Source organism: Streptomyces sp. SudanB52_2052, from assembly GCF_964272415.1.
Classification (GTDB): Bacteria; Actinomycetota; Actinomycetes; order Streptomycetales; family Streptomycetaceae; genus Streptomyces; species Streptomyces olindensis.
The window spans coordinates 1,652,280-1,674,257 of record NZ_OZ186796.1; the positions used below are offsets into that span (position 1 = coordinate 1,652,280).

At 70.4% G+C, this 21,978-nt stretch carries 22 protein-coding genes; 10 read left to right on the forward strand and 12 right to left on the reverse strand.

All coding sequences use genetic code 11. The features are described 5' to 3' along the window. Nucleotides 1-737: 737 nt before the first annotated feature. The 4 genes from ACSUPV_RS07305 to ACSUPV_RS07320 all read right to left on the reverse strand — a co-directional run bounded on the left by ACSUPV_RS07305 (nucleotide 738) and on the right by ACSUPV_RS07320 (nucleotide 3,223). Nucleotides 738-947 (reverse strand): hypothetical protein, encoded by a 210-nt coding sequence (locus ACSUPV_RS07305; RefSeq protein WP_436947150.1) that lies wholly within the window; start codon nucleotides 945-947, stop codon nucleotides 738-740. Continuing rightward, on the reverse strand, nucleotides 944-1,912 hold the full coding sequence (locus ACSUPV_RS07310) for an alcohol dehydrogenase catalytic domain-containing protein (protein WP_436947151.1): 969 nt from the start codon (nucleotides 1,910-1,912) through the stop codon (nucleotides 944-946). Before ACSUPV_RS07310 ends, ACSUPV_RS07305 begins: the two co-directional genes overlap by 4 nt. Continuing rightward, complete coding sequence (locus tag ACSUPV_RS07315) at nucleotides 1,909-2,376, reverse strand: hypothetical protein (protein WP_037759794.1); 468 nt, start codon at nucleotides 2,374-2,376, stop codon at nucleotides 1,909-1,911. The genes ACSUPV_RS07310 and ACSUPV_RS07315 overlap by 4 nt, the downstream gene beginning before the upstream one ends. A 271-nt stretch (nucleotides 2,377-2,647) precedes the next feature. Then, nucleotides 2,648-3,223: a hemerythrin domain-containing protein gene (locus tag ACSUPV_RS07320; RefSeq protein WP_435850525.1), complete on the reverse strand. Its 576-nt coding sequence runs from the start codon at nucleotides 3,221-3,223 to the stop codon at nucleotides 2,648-2,650. Between the two features lie 253 nt (nucleotides 3,224-3,476). On the opposite strand from ACSUPV_RS07320, the gene ACSUPV_RS07325 reads away from it, so the two are divergent. From ACSUPV_RS07325 to ctaC, 5 genes are all read left to right on the forward strand, one after another. Continuing rightward, a complete protein-coding gene (locus tag ACSUPV_RS07325) occupies nucleotides 3,477-5,141 on the forward strand; it encodes a RecQ family ATP-dependent DNA helicase (RefSeq protein ID WP_436947152.1) in 1,665 nt (554 codons plus the stop codon). A gap of 204 nt (nucleotides 5,142-5,345) precedes the next feature. Beyond that, nucleotides 5,346-6,020 (forward strand): hemerythrin domain-containing protein, encoded by a 675-nt coding sequence (locus ACSUPV_RS07330; protein WP_436947153.1) that lies wholly within the window; start codon nucleotides 5,346-5,348, stop codon nucleotides 6,018-6,020. An 83-nt stretch (nucleotides 6,021-6,103) separates the two neighbouring features. Then, complete coding sequence (locus ACSUPV_RS07335) at nucleotides 6,104-6,367, forward strand: hypothetical protein (RefSeq protein ID WP_359789315.1); 264 nt, start codon at nucleotides 6,104-6,106, stop codon at nucleotides 6,365-6,367. A 370-nt stretch (nucleotides 6,368-6,737) separates the two neighbouring features. Then, nucleotides 6,738-7,580, forward strand: coding sequence for a DUF2243 domain-containing protein (locus ACSUPV_RS07340; protein WP_436949880.1), 843 nt, complete (start codon nucleotides 6,738-6,740; stop codon nucleotides 7,578-7,580). A 939-nt stretch (nucleotides 7,581-8,519) separates the two neighbouring features. Continuing rightward, nucleotides 8,520-9,521, forward strand: a complete 1,002-nt coding sequence (gene ctaC, locus ACSUPV_RS07345; protein WP_257234026.1) for an aa3-type cytochrome oxidase subunit II — start codon at nucleotides 8,520-8,522, stop codon at nucleotides 9,519-9,521. A 211-nt stretch (nucleotides 9,522-9,732) separates the two neighbouring features. On the opposite strand, the gene ACSUPV_RS07350 is transcribed toward ctaC, so the two are convergent. Further along, entirely contained in the window at nucleotides 9,733-10,299 is a 567-nt protein-coding gene (locus ACSUPV_RS07350; RefSeq protein WP_436947154.1) for a hypothetical protein, read from the reverse strand. 362 nt (nucleotides 10,300-10,661) lie between these two features. On the opposite strand from ACSUPV_RS07350, the gene ACSUPV_RS07355 reads away from it, so the two are divergent. Next, on the forward strand, nucleotides 10,662-11,420 hold the full coding sequence (locus tag ACSUPV_RS07355; protein WP_436947155.1) for a succinate dehydrogenase iron-sulfur subunit: 759 nt from the start codon (nucleotides 10,662-10,664) through the stop codon (nucleotides 11,418-11,420). A 160-nt stretch (nucleotides 11,421-11,580) separates the two neighbouring features. On the opposite strand, the gene ACSUPV_RS07360 is transcribed toward ACSUPV_RS07355, so the two are convergent. Further along, complete coding sequence (locus ACSUPV_RS07360; RefSeq protein ID WP_359789320.1) at nucleotides 11,581-12,627, reverse strand: cytochrome d ubiquinol oxidase subunit II; 1,047 nt, start codon at nucleotides 12,625-12,627, stop codon at nucleotides 11,581-11,583. Between the two features lie 390 nt (nucleotides 12,628-13,017). Here ACSUPV_RS07360 and ACSUPV_RS07365 point away from each other — a divergent pair, with 390 nt between their 5' ends. Beyond that, nucleotides 13,018-13,731 (forward strand): GAF and ANTAR domain-containing protein, encoded by a 714-nt coding sequence (locus ACSUPV_RS07365; RefSeq protein ID WP_359789322.1) that lies wholly within the window; start codon nucleotides 13,018-13,020, stop codon nucleotides 13,729-13,731. 201 nt (nucleotides 13,732-13,932) lie between these two features. On the opposite strand, the gene ACSUPV_RS07370 is transcribed toward ACSUPV_RS07365, so the two are convergent. Beyond that, nucleotides 13,933-14,589 carry a Rho termination factor N-terminal domain-containing protein gene (locus tag ACSUPV_RS07370; RefSeq protein WP_102910208.1) on the reverse strand — a complete coding sequence of 219 codons (657 nt, stop codon included), beginning with the start codon at nucleotides 14,587-14,589 and terminating at the stop codon, nucleotides 13,933-13,935. 252 nt (nucleotides 14,590-14,841) lie between these two features. Here ACSUPV_RS07370 and ACSUPV_RS07375 point away from each other — a divergent pair, with 252 nt between their 5' ends. Next, nucleotides 14,842-15,375, forward strand: coding sequence for a hypothetical protein (locus tag ACSUPV_RS07375; RefSeq protein WP_037759801.1), 534 nt, complete (start codon nucleotides 14,842-14,844; stop codon nucleotides 15,373-15,375). Between the two features lie 69 nt (nucleotides 15,376-15,444). On the opposite strand, the gene ACSUPV_RS07380 is transcribed toward ACSUPV_RS07375, so the two are convergent. The 4 genes from ACSUPV_RS07380 to ACSUPV_RS07395 form a co-directional block, all read right to left on the reverse strand. Then, nucleotides 15,445-15,849: a hypothetical protein gene (locus tag ACSUPV_RS07380; protein ID WP_051648496.1), complete on the reverse strand. Its 405-nt coding sequence runs from the start codon at nucleotides 15,847-15,849 to the stop codon at nucleotides 15,445-15,447. A gap of 48 nt (nucleotides 15,850-15,897) precedes the next feature. Continuing rightward, nucleotides 15,898-16,470, reverse strand: coding sequence for a hypothetical protein (locus ACSUPV_RS07385; protein ID WP_436947156.1), 573 nt, complete (start codon nucleotides 16,468-16,470; stop codon nucleotides 15,898-15,900). Nucleotides 16,471-16,540: 70 nt separating this feature from the next. Next, nucleotides 16,541-17,275 (reverse strand): YqjF family protein, encoded by a 735-nt coding sequence (locus ACSUPV_RS07390; RefSeq protein ID WP_436947157.1) that lies wholly within the window; start codon nucleotides 17,273-17,275, stop codon nucleotides 16,541-16,543. A gap of 135 nt (nucleotides 17,276-17,410) precedes the next feature. Continuing rightward, a complete protein-coding gene (locus ACSUPV_RS07395; protein ID WP_037759804.1) occupies nucleotides 17,411-17,668 on the reverse strand; it encodes a hypothetical protein in 258 nt (85 codons plus the stop codon). Nucleotides 17,669-18,050: 382 nt separating this feature from the next. Between ACSUPV_RS07395 and ACSUPV_RS07400 the strand changes: the two genes are divergently transcribed. Then, complete coding sequence (locus ACSUPV_RS07400) at nucleotides 18,051-19,031, forward strand: Rieske 2Fe-2S domain-containing protein (RefSeq protein ID WP_436947158.1); 981 nt, start codon at nucleotides 18,051-18,053, stop codon at nucleotides 19,029-19,031. Further along, nucleotides 19,006-19,605 (forward strand): DUF1360 domain-containing protein, encoded by a 600-nt coding sequence (locus ACSUPV_RS07405; protein WP_436947159.1) that lies wholly within the window; start codon nucleotides 19,006-19,008, stop codon nucleotides 19,603-19,605. Before ACSUPV_RS07400 ends, ACSUPV_RS07405 begins: the two co-directional genes overlap by 26 nt. Before the next feature lie 923 nt (nucleotides 19,606-20,528). On the opposite strand, the gene ACSUPV_RS07410 is transcribed toward ACSUPV_RS07405, so the two are convergent. Next, complete coding sequence (locus tag ACSUPV_RS07410) at nucleotides 20,529-21,896, reverse strand: cytochrome P450 (RefSeq protein ID WP_037759805.1); 1,368 nt, start codon at nucleotides 21,894-21,896, stop codon at nucleotides 20,529-20,531. Nucleotides 21,897-21,978: the final 82 nt, after the last annotated feature.

Below are 21,978 nucleotides of genomic sequence, written 5' to 3' on the forward strand. Positions count from 1 at the left end.
TGAAGGGCCCGCCGCCCGCCTTCGGCCTGTACCACCCGAGCAGGAGAACTCGACCAGCGTCACTGACCGGCAGGCGCGATGTCCTGGGCAACCGGGAGAAACGCCCGGCCGATGAGGCAAAGGGCTGTCTTGTCGCCCATGCCATCCACCGTGCACCGGACCTGTCGGCAAGCGCACAACGGACTGCGGTGCACGCGCTGCGGACGACCGGCTGCGACGGCGTGCTAGTCGGCCGACTCCAGATCGCCTAGGGGGTACGAGACCAGTCTCCAGGGGGTCCCAGCCGGTAATGCGCCGAACGCGACAGCAGCCGCGTCACGAGACAGGGCTGCAACGGGCCGGCGTCAGAAGTGAGTCTCTGGGCCCCCACCGAGCGATCGAAGCATGGGGCGTCCGGGCGCAACATTGCTCGGCGTCGGAGGTGGCGGAGGCCAGACCGACGCGGACCAGCAGGACCGCCTCACGGGAGGAGCCGGGTACAGGTCCAGTACCGCCGTCGACTACCAGCTGCCGATCGGCACCTGCACCATCAGCAGATGCGCCGGATTCCCCAGCACCCGCATCCCTTGCGGGCCTCGTCGATCACCGCGCCGGCCCTGGGCTCACGCTCCAGGTGGTCCATCCAGCAGTTGGAGCCCCCGGCCGCCGAACCGGGGGCGGCGGCGTGGCGTCGTGCTCATAGTGGCCGGATCCCCACCTGCGAGGACGGGACAGGGGCCGCCTGCGGTGGGCCGCGGTCAGCCGCCCGGCCGGATCACCGCGCGGACGCAGCCGTCGTTCTTTTCCTTGAACATGTCGTAGGCCCGCGGGGCCTCGTCCAGGGGCACGGTATGGGTCGCCAGGTGGGCCGTGCTCAGCTCTCCGGCCGCCAGCCGGTCCAGCAGCATCGGGATGTAGCGCTGGCCGTGCTGCTGGGCGCCCCGCACGGTCAGGCCCTTGTTGATCACCGCGCCCAGGGGGAACTTGTCGACCGCCCCGGCGAAGACGCCGAGGACGAAGACCGTCCCGCCCTTGCGGCAGGCGTGGATGGCCTGCCGCACGGCGGTGGGCCGGTCCGTCTGGAGCCGCAGCTGCTGCTTGCCTGGTCGTAGAGGTGGACGGGGCTGTCGCTGTGGGCTTCCATGCCGACCGCCTCGATGCACACGTCGGGGCCCCGGCCGCCGGTGCGCTCGCGCAGTTCCGCGCCGACGTCGGTGGTCGTGTAGTCGATGACCTCGCTGCCGATGTGCCGCTCGGTCATCTCCAGGCGTTCGGGGATCCGGTCGATGGAGATCACGCGTTCCGCGCCCAACAGGATGGCAGCACGCGCCGCCATCTGGCCGACCGCCCCGCAGCCCCATACGGCGACGACGTCGCCCGGTTTCACCCCTGCCAGGTCGGCGCCCATCCATCCGGTGGGCACCGAGTCGGACACGAACAGGGCGCTGGTGTCGTCGACGCCCTCCGGCACAGGGAAGGCGCCGTAGTCGGCGAAGGGCACGCGTACGTACTCGGCGTGACTGCCGCGCAGTCCGCCCATGGCGTGCGAGTAGCCGAAGATGCCGCCGGTGTCGGCGCCGAAGAGAGCCTGTCCGATGCCGGGGTTGGTGTTGGTGTTGTCGCACAGCGACCACAGGTCGTGGGTGCAGTACCAGCAGCGCCCGCAGCCGACGAACGAGCAGACCACCACCCTGTCCCCGACCTTGTGCCGGCGTACCCCGGCGCCGACCTCTACGACCTCCCCCAGGAACTCGTGACCGATGACGTCCCCGGACCGCATGAAGGGGATGTATCCGCCGATGAGATGGAGGTCCGAGCCGCAGGTGGTGCCCGCGATGAGCCGTACGATCACGTCCTGGTCGTTGCGCAGGACGGGATCCGGCACCTGTTCCACGGCGAGCTTGTTGACGCCTTCCCAGCACAGCGCCTTCACAGCACTCCCTCCCCGCCCGCGCGGCGGCTCAGCAGCCCCACGAGCTTCCCGCCGGGTTTGTCGTGGGTGGTGGGCGGTGTGTCCGGCAGCAGGACCTCGCCCGCTTCGAGCAGCGCCTTCGCTTCACGCAGGGAACGGCGCAGATCCTGACGAGGATCCTGGCCCGTGAGCCGTGCGGGCACGGACGAGGCATCCGACGGCACGTCCTTCAGGCGCACCGCCACCTCGGTGCCCCGGTCACCGGGTGCGGGGCGGATCCGCGTCTGGATCCGGTCGCCGTACTCCTGCAGTGGCGTCGGCAGCTTGTCGGCCTGGATGTCGGCAGGTGAACGGTTGATCGTCACCGTGAGCCAGCGGTCCGCGGCGGCCGGGTCCGCCGGACGTGCCGTCGAGCGCCGTAGGGCGACGACGGCGCCCGCGGTGAGTACCGCGGCGGCTGCCCACAGTGATTTCCGGAGCGTCATGGACGGTCACATCCTCGGATGATCAGGTACGACGGGTGGGCAGCGCCCCGGGCGATCGGGCCCATGCGCGTGCGCGTGGTCATGGGGGCCTTCTCCCTCGTAGCGCGTCGCGGTGCGCGGTGCGCGGCGAGTACCCCGGCTCAGGCGTGCAATCTCCCCGACATCCGATGCTCACGTCATGCCGATCCGCTGGCCGTCGTCCGCGTCCGGGACGAGCGCGCGCTGAGCAGCTCAGGCGCGGACCGGTGTGGGCCACTCTGTCCCGAGCTGATCAGCTGTCCTTGCCCATCGCCTTGCGAACGGCGTCACGAGTCCGGTCGATCACGGCTGCCACGGGTCCCACCGCGACGTTCTCCGCCGCCGTCTCCACTCCCGGATGCGGGCGGGTGGGCGCCATGGCCTCGGCAGCACGGACAGCCGTGGCCATCATGGCAAGCTGCTGCGCTCCGGCCTTCTCGCGCAGCCCGGGGAACTCGTACTGTTCCTCCGAAGCCGCGTGCTGAAGCACGTCCGCGCGCAGTTCCCGCAACGCGGGCATGAACCCGGGGTCGTCGGGGTTCATATCATCGAGCCGGCTCAGCTTCTCCTTCGCGGCCCGCTCCTCCTCGAGACGGCCGTCGACCACCTGCTCACCGTCCTGCAGCAGACGGCGGGCTGCCGGGTGGACCACTTCCTCCTCGGCGGTCTCGTGGACGGCCAGCAGGCGGACGAGTCTGCGGAATGCCTCCGCCCGGTCGTCGGCGGTGGCGTTCTCGACCTCGGCGAAGAGATCACGGATGTGGTTGTGCTGCTGCTTCAGCAGTGCCACGACATCGTCGTTCTCGCCGGCGTCGTCGAGGTGAGGCATGGCGTCGGTCAAGGCAGTCTCCTTGGGGTGCGATTTTCCAAAGCGGCGTCGGCCCGCAGACAGCGGTCACCTAGGCTTCGTCCAGGTTCTCCCTGGTGACGGGCGGCCGCGACCGCGCGGGGCCGAACGGCGCCGGTGAGAGCCCAGGGCGAGCAGCCGCCCTCGACCTCGCACGGCTGCCCGGCGTCGCGGCCGGTCACGGGGGTACCCGGGGCGGGTCGCAGGAGTGCCGGGCCGTGAAGGGGGTGTCGCGATGAGCGTGCGAGACCGGATCACCGAGCTGCGCCGCGTCGCCCGGGAACGGTTCGGGTGGAGCGACCTGGCCGCCGAGCAGACGCAGGCGATGGAGGCACTGCTCGAGGGCCGCGACGTGCTGGTCGTGATGCCGACCGGTTCCGGCAAATCGGCGATCTACCAGGTGCCGACCGTCATGCTCGGTGGTCCCGCGGTCGTGGTGTCGCCGCTGATCGCCCTGCAGCGCGACCAGGTCGCCGGCCTGCGGAAGAGCGCGGCACCGGACGCCGTGGCCGTGAACTCCGCACAGCCGGCGTCGGCCACCGAGAAGGGCTGGCGGGCGATCCGGAACGGTGAGGCCGAATACCTGTTCCTGTCCCCCGAGCAGCTGACCAAAGACAGTGTCGTGGAACAACTGCGGGAACTGGGCCCCTCGCTGTTCGTCGTGGACGAGGCCCACTGCGTCTCCGCCTGGGGACACGACTTCCGCCCCGACTACCTGAACCTGGGCGAGGCCGCCGAACGGCTGGGCCGCCCGCCGGTACTCGCTCTGACGGCGACAGCCGCGGCCCCGGTCAGGGCGGACATCGTCGAGCACCTGCACATGCGCGAGGCCCACGTCGTGACGACCGGGACCGACCGGCCCACCATCCACCTGACGGTGCGCACCTTCACCGACGACCCCACCAAACGCGAGACCGTCGCACGCTGGACTGCCCAGGCGTGCGCCCCGGGCATCCTCTACACCGCCACCCGCAAGGACGCCGAGACGTACGCGGGGCGACTGCGGCAAGACGGCGTGGACGCCGAGGCGTACCACGCGGGGATGAAGGCAGCGGAGCGGCGCCGGATCCACGACGGCTTCATGGCCGGCGCTCCCGCCGTGGTGGTGGCCACCTCCGCGTTCGGGATGGGCATCGACAAGCCCGACGTACGGTTCGTCGCCCACGCGTCCGTCCCGGAGTCACTGGACTCCTACTACCAGGAGATCGGACGCGCCGGCCGGGACGGGGAGCCGGCAGAGGCGGTGCTGTTCTACCGCCCCGAGGACCTGGGACTGCAGAAGTTCCTCACCGCCAGGTCCCTGGACGCCGACGCACTGCGCCGGATCATGACCACGCTGCTCGGCCAGGACGCCCCGCAGAGCCGTAGCCGGACAGCGCAGTTCTGCGGCCTGTCGCGCCGGAAGACCAGCGATCTGCTGAACCTGCTGGAAGAGGCGGGAGCGGTGACCGTCGACGGCAGGCGCCGCGCAGTCCGGGCTCTGCCCGGCCGCACGGCGGACGAGGCCGCGGAAGGAGCGGCACGGGTGTTCGAGCGGCGGCGCCGCGTCGACCGCTCCCGCATCGAGATGATGCGCGGCTACGCCGAGACGCCCACCTGCCGCCGCCAGTACCTTCTGGGCTACTTCGGCGAGCAGCTCGACGCACCGTGCGGACGGTGCGACGTGTGCGACCGCGAGGACGAGCACCCCGCCACCGGAGCCGGGCACCGGGACGCCCCTCCCCCGCCCTGGCATGGCGGGCCCTATGAGACGAACGACCGGGTGCGCCACGCGGAGTGGGGTGCGGGCACCGTTATGGGCACGGAGGAGGACCGCCTCGTCGTGCTGTTCGAGCAGGTCGGCTACAAGACGCTGTCCCTGGCAGCAGTACAGGAAGGCGACTTGCTGACCGGCGCCTGACGGAGGCCGGCGAAGCCGCCGACGCCGCCCGCACTGCGGCCAACGCGCCCGGCGACCGGGCCGGGCCGTGACCGGGCCGAGCAACACGTGAAACACCAAAAACGGTGGGCCGTGCCGCGGCGGGGTACCCGCCTTTGGGACGCTGTCGGCAGCCGCTCGGGCGGACGGGCGTCGCGGCCGGTCTGCGGAGCAGAGGAGAGATCCATGCCCGAGACGATCAAAGAGCAGACGGTTGAGCAACTGGGCGGTCCGAGCAGCGTGCTGGCCAGGCAGCGCCGTGATCATGCCGAGATGGACAGGTTGATGGACCGCTATTCGACCCTGGCGGACGGCGAGGACCGTGAACGGGTCCTGCAGGAGACCGTCCAGCTGGTCTTCAGTCATGCCTTCGCCGAGGAGACCGTGCTGTGGCCCGCCGTCCGGCGCACGGTCGAGGACGGGCACGAGTTGACCTCGCGGGTCGAGGAGGAACACCAGCAGATCAACGATCTTGTCGCCGACATCGAACGCCTGAGTCCGGGCTCTCCCGAGCGTGAGGAGAAGGTACGACGGGTCTTCGCGCTGATACGGCAGGACATCCGCGACGAGGAGGACCTCGTGCTGCCCCGGCTACAGGAAGCGCTGCCAGCCACGCAGCTGCGCCGGCTCGGCACGGCATGGGACACGGTGCGACGCAGCGCGCCCACCCACCCCCACCCCGTCATCCCCCGGCGCCCGCCCGGCAACGCGGTCCTGGGTGTGCCGCTCGGTCTCTACGACCGGCTGCGCGACGCCTTCGGACTGAGCACGTCCATGGCCACTGCCAAGAAGGTGTTCACCGGGCTCGCCGGGGTCCTGGTGCTGGCCGCGGCCGTCGCGATGCGCCGCAGACGACGTTGAACCAACCGGGTGCGGCGCTGAGTGCCGAGGGCAGCACGGGCACGCCGTCGACGCCGGCACGCATCTCCTGATCGGGAGGCATCATGTCCGTGTGGTCATGGGTCCGCGAACACCTGGGGGGTCGCACGAACGAGCCCTCCGCAGAGGTCCGTTCGGGTCGGCCCGAGGACACCGGCGGTAAGCCGGACACCGAGGCGGCGGACCGGCACAGCACGACGGGGACGACGCCCAACGACGTCTTCGTGGGCCGGGTCGCGGGCGACGACCCCGGCTACCTGGAGACGGGCGCCGACAAGCGCGCCGAACCGGACACCGGAGAGGGCGACGAGACCACGACATCGACGTAGGGAAGACACCGCCCGGCCTCGTTGATCGCCCAGCAGGCGTCCCGGCCGGACGAACTGGCCGTCCGCGTGCCGAATCCACCCATGTCCTCGCTGTGCCGCCGGCCGAGTGACCGCCGCGAGGCCGGTTGGCGCGGGAAACCGGCTTCCAACTCCTGCGACGTCGAGCATGGGCGGCGTTCCCCCTCCCTGTCCTGAAGCGTGTCTCCTCTCCCTGAGGGCCGTGCACTTGTGCTTGGCCCTGTCCTGTGTGGCGGGTACCCGGCGCCGGGCATCCCCAGCCGACGTCGCCGTACGGCAGGAAAGAGGGGCCATGAGCGACTCCGTCCGGTCCGACACCGCACCGGGCACCCGCTCCGCGTCCCGCAGGTCCATGGCCGTCTGCGCGCTGATCGGTGCGGCGGTCATGGCCTCGGTCGACGAGATCGTCTTCCATCAGCTCCTGGGGTGGCACCACTTCTACGATCGTTCCACCTCCGGCGTGGGTCTGCTGTCCGACGGACTGCTGCACACCGCCGAACTGCTGGCTCTGGTCGCGGGGTTCTTCCTCTACGCCGATCTGCGCCACCGCAGGGCCCTGGCGCCGGCCCACGCGTGGTCGGGCTTCTTCCTGGGGCTGGCCGCCCCGCTGCTGTTCGTCGTGGCCCGGCCCCTCACCCTCGCCCTGCGAGCCCTCAGGCCCGGCCGGGCACGACGACGCCTGCTGGTTCTCGCGCGATCCCGTCCCGTCGGCTGGCTCGTCCTCCCACCGCTGGCGGCCTTGTTGGACGTGGGCGGCCTGTGGCTGCTGTATCGGACGGAGCTGTTCGCGACCATGCGGCACCAGCCGTTGCTGCACGGCGTGGTGCACGCGCACATGCTGGCGGCAGGCTTCGTGTTCACCTTCGCCGTGTGCCAGCTCGATCCGGTGCGCCGTCGCTGGAGTGTCGCCGTACGCGGTGCCACCTTGCTGGCCGCCGGCACCGCGCACGCGGTGCTCGCCAAGACCCTGTACGCATCGCCGCCGCCCGGCACCGACTTCACTCCTGCCGACCTGCACAGAGGCGCCCAATGGATGTACTACGGCGGCGATGTGGTGGACGCGGCCATGGCGGTGGTGCTGGGGGTGGGCTGGTACGCGGCCGGCGGACGTGCCCGTGCCCGTCGAACCCGACGTGGAGCTGCCCCGACCGGCTCCAAAACAGAGGTTGACCAGTGCAGCCGGGGCACTTGGTGACCGTCGGCAGGGCGCCAGTACGGCGACATCCGCAATCTGGTCGACGAGGTGGAGAAGACCACGGGGGACGAGCGGCGGGCCGCCTTTCGCCGCCTCGTCCGCCTGCTCGCCGTGCACGAGACGGCCGAAAGGAGATGATCCATCCCTTCACCCGCCGGGCAGGGCCGGGCGGGAAGGTGGTTGAGGAACGGCTGCGTGAGGGACGCGAGGCCAGGGAGCTGTTGTCCTGCCTGGACGGGATGGATACCGACGGCCCGAAGTTCCTGCCCGAGCCGCAGGTGCGCCTCGATGTGATGCGGCACGCCCGGGCCGAGGAGCGGCACCGAGTCCCGGTGGGACTGCTCTACCGTGCGGGGGCACGGGATTCGCCGTGTTCCAGCCGACGAGGACCTCTGCCGAGACGTTGGGCTGAGGGGGCCGCAGACTCCCCCGACGGGCCGGAGTCGGCGTCGCAACGGCGGCTGGGCCGCCTTTGGGAGAGACGGCGAAACAGAAGCAGGGCGCCGCCGGGCGCTGGGCGCCCACTCTGACGGGCCTACAGCCGGTGTCGTGGTCGATGACCATCGCAGCCCAGGTGCTCGTCGACGAAGAACTCGCGTAAAACAACGGTCGTCGGTGCAGTACCGCAGCAGCTCCCTCAACAGCTCCGCTGCATCGGCGACGGCTTTGACGACCTCCTGGAGGGCAAGCCGTTCGGGTAGCCGTTCGGGTGGAATGATCGCCGGCCGCTCATCACCCCAGGCCTTGGACGAGAAGATGCAGGCTCGAGAGCGATGCGGCATCACGTGGGTGGGCGGCGCGTTGAGTGCCCCGGGGCCGAAGGGGATCAGTAGGTTTTGTCCGCATACACATCCAAGACCGATGCCCGACGCAGGGCGGCGAGCGACCGGTGAGGCAGCCGCAGCGGCCGGGCGGACAAGATTCTCGGGAAGGCGCTACGTGAGTCCCAACGGATCTGACCTCCCGCACGCCCTGGGGGGCGAGGGCGGTACCCCCACGCCGCGGCGGCCGACGCGGCGGAAGCCCGTGCAGGCACTGGCTGCGGGCCTGGTCCTGGCGACCGCCACCAGTTGTACGTACAAGGACTTCCCCCGCCTGGGGATGCCCACCCCGGTAACGGAGGAGGCTCCGCGGATCCTTTCCCTGTGGCAGGGTTCCTGGGCGGCTGCGCTGGCCGTGGGAGTGGTGGTCTGGGGGCTGATCCTGTGGGCGGCGATCTTTCACCGGCGCAGCAGGACGAAGGTCGAAGTTCCCCCGCAGACCCGGTACAACATGCCGATCGAGGCGCTGTACACCACGGTTCCGCTGATCATCGTCTCGGTCCTCTTCTACTTCACCGCCCGCGACGAGTCCGAGCTCCTCGCACTCTCCGAACGGCCGGCCCACACGATCGGCGTGGTCGGCTTCCAGTGGAGCTGGGGCTTCAACTACATCGAGAACGTGGACGGCAAGGCAGATACGGGCAACGCGAACGCCGATCCCGACCTGAGGATCGTTCCGGACAGGTACAGCAAGGATTTCCCCAAAGGCGCCGAAGGTGTCTACGACGTGGGCGTCCCCAGCACCCGCAACCCGCAGACCGGCAATCCCGGCCCGACGCTGTGGCTACCGATGGGCGAGAAGGTCCGGTTCGTCCTGTCCTCGCGTGACGTCATCCATTCTTTCTGGGTGTTGCCGTTCCTGATGAAGCAGGACGTTTTCCCGGGCCACAATGTCAATGCCTTCGAGGTGACCCCCAACCGCGAAGGCACCTTCCGGGGGAAGTGCGCCGAACTTTGCGGCGTCGACCACGCCCGGATGCTGTTCAACGTCAAAGTCGTCACCCCTGACCGCTATCAGCAGCACCTCGAGGAACTGGCCGCCAAGGGGCAGCGCGGCTTCATTCCGGCGGGCATCGACATCACTGACCCGGCCAGAAACGCTGAGCCACGCAAACTGTAAGGACCCCGGGGATGAGCAAAGTCACGGCCGTTCCGGGCGGTTGCTGAAGCAGGCAGAGCAGGGTGTGCTCGCTCCAGCTCGCAGTGCAGGTCGCTGAGGCGGGGAGTCTCGGCCGGCTTCGCCGCTCGTGGAGCTCTGCGGCGACGGCCCCGCGCAGGCCGTCAACGAGCCAGCGCCTCATCAGCCAGGCATCGGCGCCACACGGCGTCGATCAGCCGTGGTGTCGAGCGAAATGTCCGGCTTCAACAAGACGGCGGTTCCACCATCCGGGGCGGGCTGCCGCGATCGCCTTCAGCCGGCGGTGTTCCGCACGCTGGGCGGCGACGAGGAGGGGAACCAGCGCAGGAGTCAGCAGCGGCAGGTGTCGCGGAGCGGATTCGTTCTCCAGGAGCAGGGCTGCCACGGCCGCGGTACCGGAGACGTAGAGGATCGGGTTGTAGTACGGCATGAGCCGCGGGCCAAGCCCTTCGCAGTCCGTGAGCCACGGAAGACCCAGCCGCGTCCGCCTGCGCGGCCAGCCCGTCAGGTGGGCGATCACCGCAGCCAGGCTCACGCTGTTGAGCACGGCGAAGGCCGGATCGTCCCGCGAGGGCCGGGTGCCCCCCGCCCGCCAGGCCGTTGCCGCACCGACAGCCCACGCGCTCGCAGCGGTGAATGGTCCCAGAAGCGACGCCAAGGGCATCCCGACGCCTGCGGCCAGTTCGAAGAAGGCGTGTGTGGCCGTCGCGGCTGCGGTGACCCTGGTCAGAGGCCGACGTCGGCGCGCCGTCCGGTTCATCGCCGTCACCTCCTCCGCCTCCGGGCGTTCCGCCTGCTGTCCTGCTCATGGCCGCCCTGGTGCGGGCGGCATCGGCTCCGACGGTGTGGGTCGCACCGGCTCGCTGCCCTGGTGTCGTTGCCGTCGCGGATACCCAGAGTCGCGCGTCGCCACCCACTGGCCCTCGCGTGTATACCCGGCGGCTGATGATCGCGGATCTACCGCATGCGTTGGCGCGCGGCGCCGGGTCAGCACCGGGCGTACGGTGGACCGGCGGAGCGTCGAAGCGTTCTGCGGGGAGGGGGGGTTCACCGCGCGCCTGCCTCGGCCGTCGACCGGTTCGGCAGGCAGCCACCACAGCGAGCGCTGGAGGGCCGGTTCCGATGGCCACGCCGGTTATGGACAAGGCGGAGCAGATTTCCGCTACATTCCCGTACATCACGGTCACCTTCCGGATCCGCCGGTTCAACCCGGAGGTCTCCGCGGAGGCGACCTGGCAGGACTTCCTGGTCGAGATCGATCCGAAGGAGCGCGTCCTCGACGGTCTGCACAGGATCAAGTGGGAGCAGGACGGCTCGCTGACCTTCCGCCGTTCCTGCGGGCACGGCATCTGCGGGTCGGATGCCATGCGGATCAACGGCCGCAACCGGCTGGCATGCAAGACACTGATCAAGGACATCAACCCGGGCAAGCCCATCAGAGTCGAGCCCATCAAGGGCCTGACCGTGCTGAAGGACCTGATCGTGGACATGGAGCCGTTCTTCCAGGGCTACCGGGACGTGATGCCGTTCCTCATCACGACTGGCAACGAGCCCACCCGGGAGCGCATCCAGTCCGCGAAGGACAGGGAGCGCTTCGACGACACGACCAAGTGCATCCTGTGCGCCGCGTGCACATCGTCGTGCCCGATCTTCTGGACCGACGGGCAGTACTTCGGTCCGGCGGCGATCGTCAACGCGCACCGCTTCATCTTCGACAGCCGGGACGACGGCGGTGAGCAGCGGCTGGAGATCCTCAACGGAAATGACGGAGTGTGGCGCTGCCGCACAATCTTCAACTGCACCGACGTGTGTCCGCGTGGCATCGCCGTCACCAAGGCGATCCAGGAAGTGAAGCGGGCACTGATCACACGCCGCATCTGACCGGCAGCGCACCGACGCCGCCTGCTAGGGCTGGGCGAGGACCCGTTCGGCTGCGCTGGTACCTGCGCTGGGGGCTTTCCAGCCGACTCGGTGTCGGTACGTGCGGCCGGTGACGGGCGCTTTCACGTGCTGCCGTTGATGCAGCCGGCGATGAGCGCCGTCACGTGCCACTGTCTCCGTGGGTCGGTCCGTCAGCCTGTTCGGCCGGCTGGGGATGGTCGCGTTGGAAGGTGGCGTACAGCCACCACAGGGACGGCAACAGGAGGACTGCTCCGACGGCCAGGCAGATCAGGCTGGCCGACAGGACGGTGTCGGTGGCGGCGGCGTCGTGGAGTGTGACGCCGGGCAGCAGCCGGGGGTACTGGGCGATTCCCCAGCCCCACAGCAGGCCGGCGACGGCCAGGGCGGCTGTCAGCCGCACGGCCAAAAGGTGCCGGCCCCACATCAGCAGGGCCAGGGAGACCAGCCCCGATGCCACGGAGAGGATCAGCAGGGGCAAGGCACTGCCGGAGGTGAGTTGGGAGTAGAGCGCGGGTGCGTCGGCGTGCAGGACGACGAGCCCTGCCGCGGACAGGGCACCGACGACGAGGCCGGCAAGGAGTGCGCGGCGGCGGAACGCTTCGGTCAGCGGCGCATCACCGGCTCGCTGGGCGTCTCGGGTGAGATAGACCGCGGCGAGGTAGGCGGCGGTTCCCACCGCGAGAGCCCCGCTGATCAGCGAGGTGGGGTTGAGCCAGCTGGATACGGTGTCGCCTTGGGTGATGCCTGCGGGGACCCGGCCGGAGGCCACCGCGCCCGCCACGGTGCCCAGGAAGAAGGGCGTGGCCAGGGAGGAGAAGGCGAAGGTGGCGCCGAAGAGGCGTTGCTGCCAGATCTCGACGCTGACCTTGCGGAAGGCGAAGGCCGCACCGCGGGCGATGATCCCCAGGGCGGCCAGGGTCAGCGGAATGTAGAGAGTGGAGGCGATGGCGGCGAAGACGGGCGGGATGCCGGTCCACAGCAGCACGATGACGAAGATCAGCCAGACGTGGTTGGCCTCCCAGACGGGACCGATGGAGTGCTCCACCAGGTCGCGCTGGGGCCTGCCGCGTCGGGTGGTTCCGGCGAGCAGGTCCCATACCCCGCCGCCGAAGTCGGCGCCGCCGAACAACACGTAGGCGGTCAGACCGATCCACAGCACCGCCAGCATGGCCTCGGGCAGCGACATGACCGGTGTCCTTCCTTCCGCTCGGCGTCTCAGACGACCTTGAAGGTCCGGTCGTGCCGGGGTGTCAGGGGCAGGTGAGCAGGCGAGTCGTTTAACTGCCTCTTTTCGGCCCCACCAGCTGGCAAGCTCGTTTGTCTCCCCCGCATCTGCTGCGGCTGCGGCAGCGGTGGGAGCGGCGGCCCCGCCGCTTGCCCTCCCCCGAGTCGACCGGGTCTCATGTGCCGTTCGTAGCTTGCACGCGGCGACACAGGGCACCCGACATGCGCGGATCGGCGTCCGCCGTGGGCACAGGGGCGGTGAGTCGGCGGCGGTGGCCGTCCGCTCGGATGACACAGGGAGACACGTGACGGTGGGCATCGGGGCACATGCGTCAGGGCTGCGGAGGGCCGGATGACGGCCGAGGCGACGAAGGCGGTGCGGCTGGTCGCGGAAGCCGCGGCGGGCACCCCCGGCGAGGAGGTTCCCCGGCGGGTGTGCGCGGCGGTGTGCGAGGGACTCGGCGTGGACGGTGCCACCTTGTCGTTGCTCACCGACACACCCTCCCGCCAGCTGCTCGCCGCGTCGGACGATGCCGCCCTGCTGCTGGAGGAGATCCAGTTCACGGTGCTGGAGGGGCCCTGCATCAGTGCCGCGCAGACCGGCGAGCCCGTGGCCGTGGACGACCTGGGGCAGGAACTGACGCCCTGGCCGCTGTTCGGGGCGATGGCGCGCGAGAAGCTCCCGGAAGTGGGCTCGGTGTACGCGCTCCCCCTGTTCTTCGGCGACTACGTCCTCGGGTCGGTAGACCTGCTGGCGACGCGGCCCCGCGCTCTCGATGAGGACGCCCTGGAGCGGGCGTCCCATGTGGCCGACGCGGTGACGGCGGCGCTCATGCCCACCCGCGAGATGCTGCTCACGGGGAACGACGCCCCGGCGTGGGAGCCGGAGCAGGTGGTCCGTGCCCACTGGTTCGACACCTGGCGTGCCGTCGGAGCCCTGGCGGCCCGACGGGGGATCAGCGCTGAGGACGCCCTCGCCCTCATGCGCGCCGAGGCCCTCCGCACCGGCAGGGCATTGCCGGACATCACCACGGACATCCTGCGCGACCCGCCCGGTACGTCGTAGGCGCGCGGGTCCAGAGCAACTGCTCAGGCGCCCGTCAGCAGGTCGTGCTCCCGGACAGCTGCCAGGGACAGCGTCCTGGAGCCGACCTGCTCGAGGCGGCGGCGGCGGACACGACGACCAAGGTCGGCGTTGGACTCCAGCAGGGCCTTGACCTGTTAAGGCGTGATCATGCCGGTCCGTCCTGGCCACCGATTCGCCGCGCTAGGACCCGCGCTTCCCGCTGATCGCGTCGATGAGCTCTTCCTTGCGCATGTCGTGAACACCGCTGAGGCCCTTGTCGCGGGCCATGTCGCGCAGTTCGTCCATGTTCATCTCGCGGAGTTGCTCCTCGGAGACCTCCTGGGACGCCTCGGACGTTCCAGACGTCTCTGCCCCGCCGCCCATGGAGGCTCCGGCAGGCGTCGTCGCGCTGGGCGGAGACGTGGGGTACCCCTCGCCGGCGTCGCTCGAGCCCATCTGCTCGGCCAGCCGACCCAGCAGCTGTTCCGTCTCGCGGCACTCCTTCGCGGACAGCTCGAAGTACGGAGTGCCCTTGAACTCCTCGGCAGCGTCCGCGCTCGCGCGCAGGACGGTGCGGGTCGCCTCGATGATCGCCATCGTCGTCGGCGCGTCGTATCCCGTCTGGCGGGCCAGGATCCGGGCCGCGACCGTACACAGGTCGGCGCAGTCGTTGTCCAGGCGCACGCACTTGATGGACATCACGATCTTTTCCGGGTCCTGCTCGGCGGCGGCAGCGTCGGCGCAGGTCAGGCAGACGCCTGCGCACTCGTACAGCTTGTCGACCGCCTCGCCCAGCATTTTGGGCGGCATCCCGGTCTCGGCGGGGTAGGCGTCGAGCAGCTTCTCGACCAAGGACATGGCATCCTCCGACATCAGGAGTGGGGTCAGAAATGTCCGTTTCGCGTGATTCGCACCACGGGTACCCGCACCTGCGCTCGCCACCCACTCCGGCGGTGTGTAGCGGGCCGCGGATCTCGCCGGTACTTTGCGCGGTCCGTGTGCCGGCCCGGGCGATATGGAAGAGATTGGCGGCACAGTGGGGTCCTCCCTCCCACCGGGACGCCGCGCGACAGGTGGATGAAGGCGGTCGTACCGGGTACTCGCCAGGGCATGATCAAGCGCGCACTGTGGCAGGGACTGCTCGCCGGTACCGCCGGAGGCGTCGTGATGACCCTCGGCGAGAAGATCGAGCAGGCCGTCACCGGCCGGCCCGACTCCCATGTGCCCGCGCGGGTCCTGCAGCGGCTGACCGGCCTGCCCGAACGACCCGGCCCCCAGCCGCTGCCGGTCAACTGGGCCATGCACTACGGTCAGGCCGCCCTCCTCGGGGTGCTCAGGTCGGTCATGGCCCAGGCCGGACTGCGCGGACCGGTCGCCTCCGCCAAGTTCGCCGTCGTCCGCCTCACCAACGACCAGATCCTGGAGAACGCGACCGGCGTCGGCGCCCCACCGCAGACCTGGCCCCGCAAGGAACTCGTCGTGGACCTGCTGCACAAGGCCGTTTACGCCTTCGCCACGGGTGCCGTCGCTGACGCCTTGGCCGCCCGCGGCGGCCCGGGCCCCGGACAGCGCCACGCCGCCGCCCGCCCCGGGAGCCACGCCCACGTCGGACCGCTGCCCCGCAGGCATGCCTACGGGGCATGAATCCGGCCGTCGTCACCGAACGGCGCGTCGGGAGCAGCCGTCCGGGCGGTGATAACGGGAGCCGCTCGTTCACCGTCGGCCGCTCCTGACGTCCCCCGTACTCCGCGCGGGGGACGACCGCAGCCAGGCGGCGATCCATCCGGTCTGCATCGCGGCGTCGAGGAGGTACGTCGGCCGAATCCGCCCCTTGGGTACGTAGACCAGGTCGACGGCCAGCAGGGTCAGGGAGGTGCCCAGCCCGATGTGGCGGGCGTGGGCCGGGCCCTGCGCGTCCCGGGCCGCCGCGAGCTGGGCGGCGCCGGCGGAGGCGAGCAGTCCGCCCGTCGTCATCTGCAGCCACACGTCGGTCTTCGGGCCGAAGACCGACTCGAAGCTGCGCAGGTGCAGCAAGGGCCACAGTCCGCCCACGATGTTGAAGGCACCGTGCGCGACCGCGAGCGTGTGGGCGGGCTCCCGCACTCCGGTTCTGCTCAAGGGACATCCCTTCGTAGGTTCGGGCCGGGTACCCCTGCCCAGACGCCGTCACGCCGGGCCGAGTTCGACCGTCGTCGTGACCCGGGTGACGGAGGGGTTCCTCGGTGCCGAACCGAACCCGAAGCGTACGGGCGGCTCGACGGGTGCCATCGCCCCGAGGTCCGCGCCTCCGTAGGCGGCCGAGACGGCACGGATCGGCAGCAGGTCCCGGGCGCCGTACCACTCCCGGCGGCCCTGTCCGGCGCTGCCGCGGGTGCGCACGCCGGGCAGCAGCAGGGGGGCGGGCCGGTCTGTCAGCGCGCTCCATGCCGGACGGCGGGCGAGTGCGCCGGGCACGGTCCGCAGCGCGAAGCCCAGAAGCCCTCGCCGGCCGGTGGTGAAACGCAGGTCGAGTGGCCCGGCGGTGATGGTCCAGGCGTCGTCCGTGACGCTCACCTCGACCGGGACGACATGGACCGTGTCGAAGACGTAGGTGCCGCTGATGAAGTCCGCTGTCTCGCGTGTGGGGGCCAGCAGCAGCCTGTGCCCGTCGGCCCGCTCCAGCATCACGTCGCTGAACGCTCCGAAGGGTGACCGTTGCCAGTGTCCGAGCACGATCCGTGTGCCGGAGGAGGTGCCCATGCCCGCGATCCAGCCGTCGAAGCGCACGCGCGGGCGTCGCGTGACGGGGCCGGAATGCCGTCGAGGGGAGTCAGGAAGGCTGGGAGAGGCGCTCCGGGACGCACGGCCTGGAGGGCCCGAGCCGTACATGCCTGACTCCTTCCGAGAAGTGCACCAGGGGCTCACCGAGGGGGGCTTCCCGCAGGCCGGCCGCGGCGGTCAGTGTCTCCTCCAGTACATCGACGCCGGCGGTGGCCAGCGGCCACGGCTCGTGCTCGACGGGCGTCTCCCAGAGCATGCCGAGCCTGCGGGTGTACGCCCGCCAGCGCGAGGTCAGCCACACGTCCCGCTCCGTCGGCTCGATCGGGTCGCCAGGCCGGACGACCAGGCGGTAGGAGGCGTCACCGATCCATCGGGAACCGGAGTACGAGACGGTGTCCCCGTCCGTGGACACGCGGAGGGTGCCCGGGTTGTACGGGGCGCCGATGGCGCGGGCCGCCACCATCGGGGGGAAGGCGACCTCGATGGACAGGAACCAGAGCCCGTCCCGGCCGTCACGGTGCCGTACGTACGTGCGCAGGTTGGTCTCCGCGAACGTCGGCAGGCCGGGCAGCGCGGCGGGGACGCCGGGTGGTCGCACGTCCGCCATGACGAAGGGGGTGAGCCCCACCCAGGCGGCCCCCTCGTACTCGTCCACGACCAGTCCCCCGGGCAGGAGCGCCTGGACCGCGTCAGGCCGGAACGGCCAGTGGGCGAACGTCTGCGTCAGCCAGCCCGCCCGCAGCGCCGGCAGGCGCACCCGCTGCTCTGCTCCGTATGCCACCACGGGCGTCGGGTCCCCCGCGCACGATCGAAGGAAACCCACGGGGCCCGGCACGGCGGGCGGAACGGCGCCGGCCAGATCATGAAGTGGGCCAGGACTCCGGGCGTCCGGGCGTCCGGGCGAAATCCTTCGCCCGGCTCAGGGAAGGTAGTAGGTCTGCCGCAGGAACGCGGCCGTGTCCCGCAGGGCCTGGGTGTAGCCCGCCTTGTAGCGCGCGTCCGTGTCGGTGCGTCGGCTTTCGGCCTCCGCCCACTGGTCGAGGTGCAGGGCGATGTCGAGGTGGTTGCGGTAGAGCGTGCCGTGTTCGCCGTCGAGGGCCGCTCGTGTGCGCTCCTCGTCCCAGTCCTCCAGCTCGCCGGTATCGAAATCCAGCAGTTCCTCATCAGGCCGCTGCACGGTTTCCTCCTTCGTTCCCCTCAGGCCGAGGACGAGCAGCCCGGCCGTCCTTCCCAGGTACCCGTCATCGGATCCCAGTCGCGTCTGATGACCGGCTTCTGGACGACGGACTTCTGGTCGACAGACAGGAAGTAACGTCGCTTCTCCTCGCGGTCTGCCACCGCACCTGGCTGAGGCCGAGTGCGCACGCTTCAGCCGGCACAGCCTCCGTCAGTACCGGACCCACTCCGCGACCCGGGTGGCCATCCCTGAGGAACAGGCAGTCCATGCCGCCTTGCCGCGGCGGGTCCTCGCCCACCTGCTCTTGACGTGGGGCCGCTGCCGGCGTTCATCCGGCCTGGTCGGCCGTTTGCGATATGTGCAGGTGGGGACCCGGCTGCTCATGACCACGACGCCACGCCGTCGGATGCGGCAGAACCGGGTCCTGTGGCTGCTGGACCGCCTGGAACGAGGGCCCCGGGCCGATGCGGTGATCGACGCGATCGGCCGGGGTGTGCGTGCCCTGCCGCTCGGTCGCGGCCGGGACGCGCTGCACGGAAGGTGGCTGGGCCACCCCGTGCATCCGCTGATGGTGCAGGTGCCGATCGGCAGCTGGCTGTCCGCGGCCCTGCTCGATCTGCGGCCCGGCCGCTCCCGTGAAGCGGAAGTGCTTATCGGCGTCGGTCTGACCGCCGCCGCCCCCGCGGCCCTGGCGGGCTGGACCGACTGGGCGGAACTGCACCGCCAGCAGCAACGCGTCGGCCTGGTGCACGCCCTGAGCAACGTGACAGCCGCCGCGCTGTACGCCACCTCACTCACCTGCCGCCTCAGGGGACGCCACGCGGCCGGCCGAGCCTACGGCCTGCTGGGACTGACGGCGGTCGGAGTCGGCGGCATGCTGGGCGGCCACCTCGCCTACCGTCAGGCATCCGGCGCGAACCACGCCGAAGAGGTGCCGCACGTGGTCACGGAGGGCTGGCACCGGATCGGCACCGTGGACGAGTTCCCGGCCGGCCGGCCCGTGCGGCGCAGTGTGGACGACGTACCGGTCCTGGTCGTGCGCGAAACCGGCGGCACCGTCCACGCGCTGGCCGACCGGTGCAGCCACCTCGCCGGCCCGCTGTCCGAGGGCACGATCGCCGACGGATGCGTCCAATGCCCGTGGCACGGAAGCGTCTTCCGCCTCTCCGACGGCTGGAACGTACGCGGCCCCGCCACCGCTCCCCAGCCCGCCTTCGACACTCGGATCACCGACGGCCACGTCGAGATACGCCTGCGCCAGGACGACCGGGCGGAGCACACGGACAGCAGCCGGGAGACAGAGCGGGAACCGGGCTCCGCGGAGGAGGGTGTGACCCATGGATCCCCTGGCCACCACGCCTGACAACAAGGCTGAGACCACAGGTGACGCCGTAGCTGACAAGACGGACAACCGCCTCGCACCACGCCTGCGCGATCTTGCCCGGCGCACCGGACGACGGTACTCCGCAGGGCACGACCGGCCGCTGGGCGGCTATCTCGCGTCCATGACGGGGTTCGGGGCGTACACGGCGGCCTGGGCCACGGCGGTACGGCTGCGCGGGTGCCCCCTGCCCGACCGGCCCCACCCCTGGGACGTGGTCCTGACCTCGGTCGCCACCTTCCGGCTCAGCAGGCTCCTGAGCAAGGCGTCCGTCACCAGCCCGCTGCGCGCGCCCTTCACGCGGTACGTCGGCCCGCAGGGCCCCGCCGAGCTGCACGAGGAGGCGGAGCCGGAGGACGGCAGGGACACCGTCGGCGAGCTGGTGACCTGCCCCTTCTGCACGAGCGTCTGGGTGGTGTCCACCCTGACCGCCGGCCAGTTGCTGTGGCCGCGGGCAACCCGGACCGCCATGGGCGCGCTCGCGGCACTGGCCGGCGCGGACGCGCTGCAACTGGCGTACGGCGCACTGGTGAGCCGGACCACCGGGAACGACTGACCTGGCCCGCGGAGAGCCGGAGTACAACGGTGCCCACGCCGGCCGCTGCACTCCGTCACAACCTCTGTGCACAGAAGCCCCGCCGAGCCCCGGCGGGGCTTCGTCGTGGCACGGAGCCCGTATGGAGGGGGCCTACAGGAAAGTGGACCGCAATGCGCCAAAGGCGTTGGACTTTGCAGAGGTGAAGGCTACGACTTGGTTGGTCGCGAAGAGTTCCCGGGTCGGATCTGTGCGTCGGCCGTAAGACGCGTGTCGTCACCGCGTCCATGCTTCGGGCGCTCGGGAGAGGAGACCCCGAGTGCGGCGGTGCTCACGGCGGACAAGAAACCCCACGTACTCAGTAGCCCCGCCGGGCCGCACCCGCGGGGCTTCTCGTCGCACGCCGCTGTCACACGTCTATCACCAACTGCGTCGACTCCCCCGGACCAGAATGCCCTGACCTGGCATTACGCGCTCATCTTGGACTGGCCTGGACGCCCACAGACGGTCTCTACAACCTGTGCCAGGTGGTACCCAGGGAGGGACCCAGGATCAGGACGGGAGCCTCTTCTGGCCCGTCAAAGCGGTATTGCAGGGTGTTCGACGGTGTCTCACTCACGCCTCAGACCCTCTCACGTATCACGAAATCTCACACCGCTGGGGGAACCCGACGGCTCTTGACCCTCTGGGCGCGGCATGTCCGATACGCGTTCTCCGGCCTGTACGCGTGGCCGTGGGGACAGAGCGTCCTTCTTCGGCACGGCTTCCAGGTGGTCCGGGTTGCAGCACAGCGTAAGGCGCCGCCCCGAGGATCGGCATGACGCACCGGGAAGCCCTCCGGAACCTCACCGACCAGCAACCGGAACACCACACGGTGGACAAGCTGTGGCTTTTCCGCGCAGGCGCGGCGCGCGCTCGTCGTCGGCCCCCAGCGAAGAGACACGCTAGAGGCCGGCCCCGGCTCGGGACGGTTCTCGGGGGCGGACGGTCATCCGCAGCGCGCGCGGCCGTACGGTGAGCCGGGCGACCTGGCGGATGACCTGGCCCTCGGCGAGTTCCAGCCGTACCGAACGCAGCATCGTCGCGAGCGCCGTGACCATCTCGGTGAGGGCGAAACGGTCCCCCATGCACTTGTGCTTGCCCTCCCCGAAGGGCAGGAACGCGCCCGGCGGGAGTTCTTGCGCGGCGTCGTTCCACCGGTCCGGGTCGAAGGTGAGCGGGTCGGGGAAGCGCTCGGGGTCGCGGTGCAGGGCGTGCTGGCAGTAGGCCAGTTCGGTGCCGGCGGGCAGCGTCCACGCGCCGAGCCGGGTCTCCTCGATGGTGCGGCGGGTGACCAGCCAGCCGGGGTGGTGCAGCCGCAGGGTCTCGGTGATCACCCGGTTCAGGTACGGCAGCCGGGGCACGTCGTCGAAGGCGACCGGCCGTTCGCCGAGGACCGCGTCCAGCTCGGCCAGGACCCTGGCCTCGATGCCGGGGTGGCGGGCGAGTTCGTACAGGGTCCAGGACAGCACCGACGCGGTGGTCTCGGTGCCCGCCACGGCCAGGGTGAAGATCTCGGAGGAGATCTGATGTCCGGTCAGCGGCTGGCCGGTCTCCTCGTCGATGGCACGCAGCAGCATGGAGAGCATGTCCCCGGTGTCGTGCCCGGAGGCCTGCAGTTCGTCGACGGCGGTGTTGATGGTGGCCCGTACGCCGGCCCGGGCCCGGTCGAAGCGGCGGTTGAAGGGCAGCGGCAGGCGCTCGACCCAGTCGGGCAGCATCATGCGCACACCGACGTCGTTCATCACCACCGACAGGTCGCTGCGCAGCTGGCGGAAGACGGCGTCGTCGAGACTGCCGGCGAACACCGTCTTGGCCAGCATGTCGAGGCTGAGCCCGACCATCGCCTCGCGTACGTCGAGGGTCCGCCCGGGCTCCCAGCCGGCGACCGTGGCCGTCACCTCGGCGCGCATGATGTCGACGTACCGGCTGATCTCGGTGTGGGCGAACGCCGGTTGCAGCTGGCGGCGTTTGCGTACGTGGTTCCGGCCGGTGGCGGTGACGACACTGTCGCCCAGCAGCTCGCCCAGCTTGTCGTAGAGCCGGCCCTTGTCGAGGCTGGGCCCCAGGGCCTTGAGCATCTGGTGGATCAGGGCCGGGTCCTGGACCACGACGGTGCGCGTCCCGGGTTGCAGGACGATTTCGACGAGTGGTTCCCGTGTATCGCGCAGCGAGTCGATGAAGCCGAGGTTGTCGCGCATTTTCAGAGCGTGGCCGATAAACGGGAACGATCCTGCGGCCCTAGGAATGGGGGGAGGCGCAGTGGACGTCACGGGTCATCCCTTCACGTCAATCTTGGGCACCCCTATGACTTCCCTGACCTTTCCCCAGCGCAATCCTGTCATGAACGTGTCC

Coding starts and splice junctions, on each gene's coding strand:
- ACSUPV_RS07315 (WP_037759794.1), bottom strand. CDS start 2,376: ATGACGCTCCGGAAATCACTGTGGGCAGCCGCCGCGGTACTCACCGCG.
- ACSUPV_RS07320 (WP_435850525.1), bottom strand. CDS start 3,223: ATGCCTCACCTCGACGACGCCGGCGAGAACGACGATGTCGTGGCACTG.
- ACSUPV_RS07325 (WP_436947152.1), top strand. CDS start 3,477: ATGAGCGTGCGAGACCGGATCACCGAGCTGCGCCGCGTCGCCCGGGAA.
- ACSUPV_RS07330 (WP_436947153.1), top strand. CDS start 5,346: ATGCCCGAGACGATCAAAGAGCAGACGGTTGAGCAACTGGGCGGTCCG.
- ACSUPV_RS07335 (WP_359789315.1), top strand. CDS start 6,104: ATGTCCGTGTGGTCATGGGTCCGCGAACACCTGGGGGGTCGCACGAAC.
- ACSUPV_RS07340 (WP_436949880.1), top strand. CDS start 6,738: ATGGCCGTCTGCGCGCTGATCGGTGCGGCGGTCATGGCCTCGGTCGAC.
- ACSUPV_RS07350 (WP_436947154.1), bottom strand. CDS start 10,299: ATGAACCGGACGGCGCGCCGACGTCGGCCTCTGACCAGGGTCACCGCA.
- ACSUPV_RS07355 (WP_436947155.1), top strand. CDS start 10,662: ATGGCCACGCCGGTTATGGACAAGGCGGAGCAGATTTCCGCTACATTC.
- ACSUPV_RS07360 (WP_359789320.1), bottom strand. CDS start 12,627: ATGTCGCTGCCCGAGGCCATGCTGGCGGTGCTGTGGATCGGTCTGACC.
- ACSUPV_RS07365 (WP_359789322.1), top strand. CDS start 13,018: ATGACGGCCGAGGCGACGAAGGCGGTGCGGCTGGTCGCGGAAGCCGCG.
- ACSUPV_RS07370 (WP_102910208.1), bottom strand. CDS start 14,589: ATGTCCTTGGTCGAGAAGCTGCTCGACGCCTACCCCGCCGAGACCGGG.
- ACSUPV_RS07375 (WP_037759801.1), top strand. CDS start 14,842: ATGATCAAGCGCGCACTGTGGCAGGGACTGCTCGCCGGTACCGCCGGA.
- ACSUPV_RS07385 (WP_436947156.1), bottom strand. CDS start 16,470: ATGGGCACCTCCTCCGGCACACGGATCGTGCTCGGACACTGGCAACGG.
- ACSUPV_RS07400 (WP_436947158.1), top strand. CDS start 18,051: ATGACCACGACGCCACGCCGTCGGATGCGGCAGAACCGGGTCCTGTGG.
- ACSUPV_RS07405 (WP_436947159.1), top strand. CDS start 19,006: ATGGATCCCCTGGCCACCACGCCTGACAACAAGGCTGAGACCACAGGT.